Source organism: uncultured Mucilaginibacter sp. (genome assembly GCF_903913935.1).
Lineage (GTDB): Bacteria > Bacteroidota > Bacteroidia > Sphingobacteriales > Sphingobacteriaceae > Mucilaginibacter.
On the sequence record NZ_CAIWNH010000555.1, the window covers coordinates 1 to 6,335 of the forward strand.

Consider the following 6,335-nt stretch of genomic DNA (forward strand, 5'->3'; position numbering starts at 1 on the left):
GGTGGGGATTGGCGGGAATCAACCTTTTTTGGCCTCAGACGTGGATCAACAAAACTATGGCGACTGCAAAGCGCTGGTAAACTATACCCAGGCTTTGCTGAAGGCCGTGAATATCGAATCATGGTATTGTGTTGTAAAATCAGGCAGAAACCACAAAGTGAATTTATTGAATGATTTTGCCAGTATGGACCAAGGCGATCATATTATTTTATGTATTCCGTTTAAAAACGATACCACATGGGCCGATTGCACCAGCCAGACCATACCTTTTGGCTACCTGGGGGATTTTACCGACGATCGCAATGTTTTAGCATGTACCCCTGAAGGCGGCAAATTGTTGCACACCCCAAAGTACACCGTAGATGACGACCTCGAAAAGCGCAAAGCAGAATTTGTAATCAACGGCGATGGCGGGTTATCCGGAGCGATGACCACAGCTTTTTACGGCGCCAATTATGATAACCGTGATGAAATTGTTAATGAGCCCGTAAAGGAGCAATATAAAATGATCCAAAAGATCTACCCGATTAATAACATGGATATCCTTGGCCTTGATTTAAAACAAGATAAAAGTTTCAAGCCTTTTACAACTGAAAACATTAAACTGAACGCAAGGGATTATGCCGCTATAAGCGATGGAAAGTGCTATTTTATGATCAATTCTGTCAACAGGATCGAATCGCCGCCCAGGCAGGTAACCAACCGGCAAAACGATGTCTATATTAACCGGGGTTTTACGGATGTTGACGAAATAACCTATACTATCCCCACCGGATATCGACTTGAAAAAACACCGTTGAACATTGTAATGGACAAACCCTTTGGAAGGTTTACTGCGACGATGGAACTTAAAGGTAACGTTTTAACCTATAAACGTAAATTTCAATTGATTGACGGTACGTATAGCAAAGATACTTACCTGGACCTGGTCGACTTTTTCCAGGATGTGGTGGATGCCGATGAATATACCGTTAGTTTGGTGAAAAATTAAAATTCCCGCAGAAACTATTTACTGAAAATGATAAGACCAAGGATAATGCCAATGATCATAATCACATAGAGTAGTATCTCGTTACCCGCGAAACGTTTGTATTTTGTCCAGAAACTGTATTTGTCTTTTTCGTCTGCCATGATGAGGCAAAGTTACGCAAATTATGCCTGATTATTTACCTGGCGCTGAATTTGGGTCCTGTACGATCACTGAGCCGCAACGCGAAAAGTATCTATAGGTATATGGATCATGCAACCGGGTGATGGTTACCCCTTTTGTTGAGCTGGCATGAACAAAATAGCCATTCTGCAGGTAAACCCCCACATGGCTGAATTTCTTGCCGTCGTAATCAAAAAATATCAGGTCGCCTTCAACCAGTTCTTCTTCATACTTGCGTTTAATAACATTGATCTGTTCGCCGGTTGAGCGCGGGATCTCCACACCAAAAACTTGTGCTTCAAGTAACTGTGCCAGGCCTGAGCAGTCAACACCGCTTTTATCCTGCCCGCCGAAATGATAAGGCGTGCCCATCCAGTCGTCAATAAACTCGTAAAGCCTGCCGTTTTGAATGTCACTTTTCTCCACTCCCATAATTGCCGAATATTTTTCGGCGACGCTTTGCTGTGGTTTTACCACCTCGCCCGGTTGGCCACGCATAGCAGCCTTGCGGGCATGGCATGAGGATAGCACCATAATAGTAACTAATAAAACGCCATACAGGTAGTGTATTTTTTTCATCCGCATAAAAATACGGGTAAAGGGCTTAGAAAGTTACACAGAGGTTTTTAACATCTTAACATGGGAGGAAGTCCGGAAATCAGTAAAAACCGATTTAAAGAGGGAATAATTAATGTTATTCTGCCTTTTTTTCTTTGAAAATGCTCAAAATCAACTTATGAAAAAAAATGCTCTTTATGGTACCTGTACTATTTTAGGGCAAAAAGGCTATTTTCCTGATAAGATTGTTCGACGCATCAGGAATATAGATGCTGCCTGCGGCATCAATGGCATTAATCTGCAAATAATTATAAAATGCCAGGCCTGGATAACAATTTATAACTGCGGTTGTAGCGAAACCTCCCTTAGTAATCAACCTGATCGATTGGAAGTCGGATAAAAATAAATTGTCATTTTTATCAATGACAATACTCGATGGGCTGGTATTATTTACCTGGATATTGGCGCCGTCAACGGCTTTAGTGTAACTTGTTGAAAATAAAGCAATGCTACCATCGGTTTTTACTTTGAATACCCGAGCTTCATTTGCGTTAGAAATAAATAAATTCCCCGCGGTATCAAAAGCAAATCCCGAAACAATGCCTGTATACAATGGAAACGATGGAAAAGTGATAGAACTTACCGAGCCGGAAGGGCCTATTTTTTTTATATCGTTTGCATCCATGTCCCAAACAAAAATATTGCCCGTTTCATCAATAACCAAACTAGACAATCGATGATGGATTTCCTGCCCGTTGTAGATTACCGGCATTGTAGTTACATTTCCGGTATTTGATATTTTCCGAAGGTTGTAACCACCGCCCGGTTTACCAATATCAACAATAATAATATTTCCGGATTTGTCGACTGTTAAACTTATAGGGTTGAAAAAAGATGCGGTCAACTCCGGACCGTCTGCATCCACCTTGATCCCATTACCCGCCAGGGTGGTAACAACCCCGAGAGGTGTTATTTTCCTGATGCGGTTATTAAACTCATCTGCAATAAGGAGGTTACCGTTCAAATCAAACGCCGCGCCTGTTGGATGATTAAAAAGGGCCTTATTGCCCGTGCCATCGGCAAATCCCTCCACGCTGCCCGCCAAAATAGTAATAACAGACTTCAATGAGTCAGGTACTGTTTTTACAGGTATTTTTAAAGGATTCGATGCCTGATTTTTACTGCAGCCAACAATAATAAAAGCGAAAAAGAAAAGCGAGCTTAGAGATTTAAACATCTGAATCAAATATAAAAAAAATTCACATTTAATTCAGGCTATGTTGATCTGACATGGGCTCCGATCAAGCAAAATCGTAAAGAAAAAAAAACTGCATGCGGCAGGCAATATCGTTAATTGAAAACTAGGAAGTCAAAAAACTTCAATAAACTCAGCCTTTTATCACCCGCTGAATCTCATCCAGTTTCATCAGAGCTTCAACCGGCGTTAAGGTATTTACATCAAGGTTATTAAGTGTATCCCGTATTTTTACCAGTACCGGGTCATCTATAGAGAACATCTGCATTTGCACCGCCTGTTTCTGTACTTTCCGGATACTCTCTTTAATGTGCTCCCCTCCTGTCCGCTCGGCTTCCAGTTTTTTGAGGATCTCATTGGCGCGGCTCAATACTTTTTGCGGCATCCCAGCTAGTTTAGCCACATGGATCCCGAAACTATGTTCGCTGCCGCCGGGAACCAGCTTCCTGAGGAAGATGATCTGGTGGCCGATCTCTTTTACCGATACATTGAAATTTTTGATGCGACTGAAGCTATTGCTCAACTCATTTAGTTCATGGTAATGTGTCGCAAAGAGGGTTTTGGCACGGGCTTGCGGCTGGTTATGCAGAAATTCGGCGATAGACCATGCGATGGAGATCCCGTCATAGGTGCTCGTCCCCCTTCCTATCTCATCCAGCAGGATCAAACTCCTGTCAGACAGGTTATTAAGGATACTTGCTGTTTCGTTCATCTCCACCATAAAAGTTGACTCTCCCGATGACAGGTTATCTGATGCGCCCACCCTTGTAAAGATCTTATCCACCAGCCCGATAGACGCCGTTTTAGCAGGTACAAAGCAACCCATTTGCGCCATCAGTACAATGAGACCGGTTTGCCTTAACAATGCTGACTTACCCGCCATATTGGGCCCTGTAATGATAATAATCTGTTGCGTTTCTGAATCGAGGTAAACATCGTTGGTGATATACTCTTCGCCCAGCGGCAAAGTTTTTTCAATAACCGGGTGCCTTCCGCCTTTTATATCAATTAACCGGCTGTCGTTTACTTCCGGTTTAACATAATAATTTTTTATGGCGATGGTGGCAAAATTGAGCAACACATCCAGCCGGGCAATCAATTGAGCGTTCAATTGAATAGGTTTAATATACTCAGCCAGTGAATACACCAAATCATTATAGAGTTTTGTTTCCAGTGCCAGGATCTTTTCTTCGGCGCCTAATATCTGTTCTTCGTATTCTTTTAATTCGGGAGTAATATACCGTTCGGCATTCACCAAAGTTTGCTTCCGGATCCACTCCGTTGGTACCTTATCCCTGTGACTATGAGTAACTTCCAGGTAATACCCGAACACATTATTGAAGGACACTTTCAGGGACGGAATTCCGGTTGTCTCCGCCTCACGCTTCTGGATCTCCAGTAAATAACCCTTTCCGCCAAAGGCAATCTTCCGCAGGCGGTCAAGTTCTTCATTAATCCCTTCGTTCATTACGCTGCCTTTTACCAGCATCACGGGTGGCTCGGCGCTCAGCTCTTTTTCAATCTTTTCGCAAATAAGCGTGCAGGGATTCAGTTGTGCGCTGATGGCCTGTAATGGCAGGCTCGGTGATGTTTCGCCCAGTTTTTTGATCAGACCGATAGCATTCAGGGCTTTTTTTAACTGGCAAACTTCTCTCGGGTTGGCTTTCAGGAGGCCGATTTTGGAGATCAATCGCTCCAAATCGCCTATCAGTCGGATATTTTGTTTCAGGCTTTCCCGCAAGTCTTCCTGTTCTATCAGGAACTCCACCACATTTAGCCTGTCGTTGATGGGTTTGATCTCCTTAAGCGGCATTACTATCCAGCGCCTCAGCAAACGGGCGCCCATCGGGGAGCAGGTTTGATCAAGCACCTCAACCAATGTATGTGCGTTCTCATTGGCCGAGCCCACAAGCTCCAGGTTACGTACGCTGTAGCGGTCAAGCCACAGGTAACGGTCCTCTTCTATCCTGCTGATAGCCGAAATATGCTGCAGGTTACGGTGTTCCGTCTCATTAAGGTAATGCAACGCTACACCCGCCGCCACAATACCAAGGCCAAGCTTATCGATCCCGAAACCTTTTAATGATTTTACGCCAAAATGTTTCAGCAGCACTTCGTTGGCGTAATCGCCGCTATAGGGCCATTCATCAAGAGTGTAGGTATAAAACCTGTCGCCAAACAACTCTTTAAAATCATGCCGGCGGCTTTTTGTATAGATCACTTCGCTCGGCGAGTAGCTTTGCAGCAGTTTATCAATATAACTGCTGCTGCCCTGCGCCGTTAAAAATTCACCGGTGCTGATATCTATAAACGCTACCCCGATGCTGTTTTTGTCAAAATGCAGCGACGCAAGATAATTGTTGCTTTTTTGGTGGAGAATATTGTCATTGATGGCAACCCCAGGCGTAACCAGCTCCGTCACCCCGCGCTTTACAATGGTTTTGGTGGCTTTGGGGTCTTCCAGTTGGTCGCAGATCGCCACGCGTTGCCCTGCTCTAACGAGTTTAGGCAAATAAGTATCCAGCGAATGGTGCGGAAAGCCGGCAAGCTCGATATGGGTAGCTGCACCGTTTGCCCTTCGGGTAAGCACAATTCCTAATATGCCCGCTGTTTTTATCGCATCCTCGCCAAAGGTTTCGTAAAAATCACCCACGCGAAAAAGCAGTAAAGCGCCAGGGTATTTAGCCTTTACCTGGTTATACTGCTGCATTAAAGGCGTTTCTTTCCCGGTTTCCTTTGCCAATTTTCTGTTTAGTTAAATAGGTTGTTAGGGTTGTAAAAGGTTGTAAGGTTTATTAATTGTTTACCTTTTAAACAACTACAACCTTTACAACTTCTTCAACTCACCCCAAAACCAAACGGCAAAGTTAATGCCTAAAGCCGTTTATAACCGCTTTGTGGAAAAATGATTGTTTTGTGGATTAATCCGGCGCAACATTGTACCCTTTCCGAATGCTAAATTTAACCTGGCAACAAACTACTTAAGCGCTATTTGCTTAAAATATTTTTTAAATATTGCCTTTACCTGGTGCCTGTGTTCCCGGGTGGGTACCGGGGTGTCAATGAGCGGATAGATCATACCCATGCTATCCCATTTATGGCGTCCCAACTGGTGAAAACTTATTATTTCAACCCTTTCAACGGTTTTGTAATTGGTAAAATGGCGGCACCATTCTTCAATATAGTCCGGCTGGTCCGTCCAGCCTGGTACCAATACATAGCGAAGCCACATCGGCCTCCCTGTTGACTCCCTGTAGGCTGCAAGTTCAAGCGTGGTTTTGTTGGATAAACCGGTTAGTTTATGGTGCCATTCATCGTTGATATGCTTCACATCCAGCAACAAAATGTCGGTATATTCCAGTAATTCATGTA

General features: G+C 43.7%; 4 protein-coding genes and 2 pseudogenes. 1 reads left to right on the forward strand and 5 read right to left on the reverse strand.

What is annotated here, in order from left to right:
- Nucleotides 1–991: pseudogene (locus tag QZY09_RS22405) on the forward strand (hypothetical protein); the annotation flags it as partial.
- A 14-nt stretch (nucleotides 992–1,005) separates the two neighbouring features.
- On the opposite strand, the gene QZY09_RS22410 reads toward QZY09_RS22405, so the two are convergent.
- The 5 genes and pseudogenes from QZY09_RS22410 to pflA form a co-directional block, all read right to left on the reverse strand.
- Entirely contained in the window at nucleotides 1,006–1,131 is a 126-nt protein-coding gene (locus QZY09_RS22410) for a hypothetical protein (protein WP_260146635.1), read from the reverse strand.
- Between the two features lie 31 nt (nucleotides 1,132–1,162).
- Nucleotides 1,163–1,729, reverse strand: a complete 567-nt coding sequence (locus QZY09_RS22415) for an NlpC/P60 family protein (RefSeq protein WP_295676362.1) — start codon at nucleotides 1,727–1,729, stop codon at nucleotides 1,163–1,165.
- Nucleotides 1,730–1,922: 193 nt separating this feature from the next.
- The gene (locus QZY09_RS22420; RefSeq protein ID WP_295676364.1) at nucleotides 1,923–2,945 is read right to left on the reverse strand and encodes a hypothetical protein; all 1,023 of its coding nucleotides are present in this window, start codon (nucleotides 2,943–2,945) and stop codon (nucleotides 1,923–1,925) included.
- Nucleotides 2,946–3,096: 151 nt separating this feature from the next.
- A complete protein-coding gene (gene mutS, locus QZY09_RS22425; protein WP_295676365.1) occupies nucleotides 3,097–5,706 on the reverse strand; it encodes a DNA mismatch repair protein MutS in 2,610 nt (869 codons plus the stop codon).
- Between the two features lie 234 nt (nucleotides 5,707–5,940).
- Nucleotides 5,941–6,335, reverse strand: a pseudogene (gene pflA, locus QZY09_RS22430) (pyruvate formate lyase 1-activating protein); the annotation flags it as partial.

Bases quoted from the DNA above. Each gene is read 5' to 3' on its own strand.
- QZY09_RS22415 (WP_295676362.1), bottom strand. From the start codon at position 1,729: ATGAAAAAAATACACTACCTGTATGGCGTTTTATTAGTTACTATTATG.
- QZY09_RS22410 (WP_260146635.1), bottom strand. From the start codon at position 1,131: ATGGCAGACGAAAAAGACAAATACAGTTTCTGGACAAAATACAAACGT.
- QZY09_RS22420 (WP_295676364.1), bottom strand. From the start codon at position 2,945: ATGTTTAAATCTCTAAGCTCGCTTTTCTTTTTCGCTTTTATTATTGTT.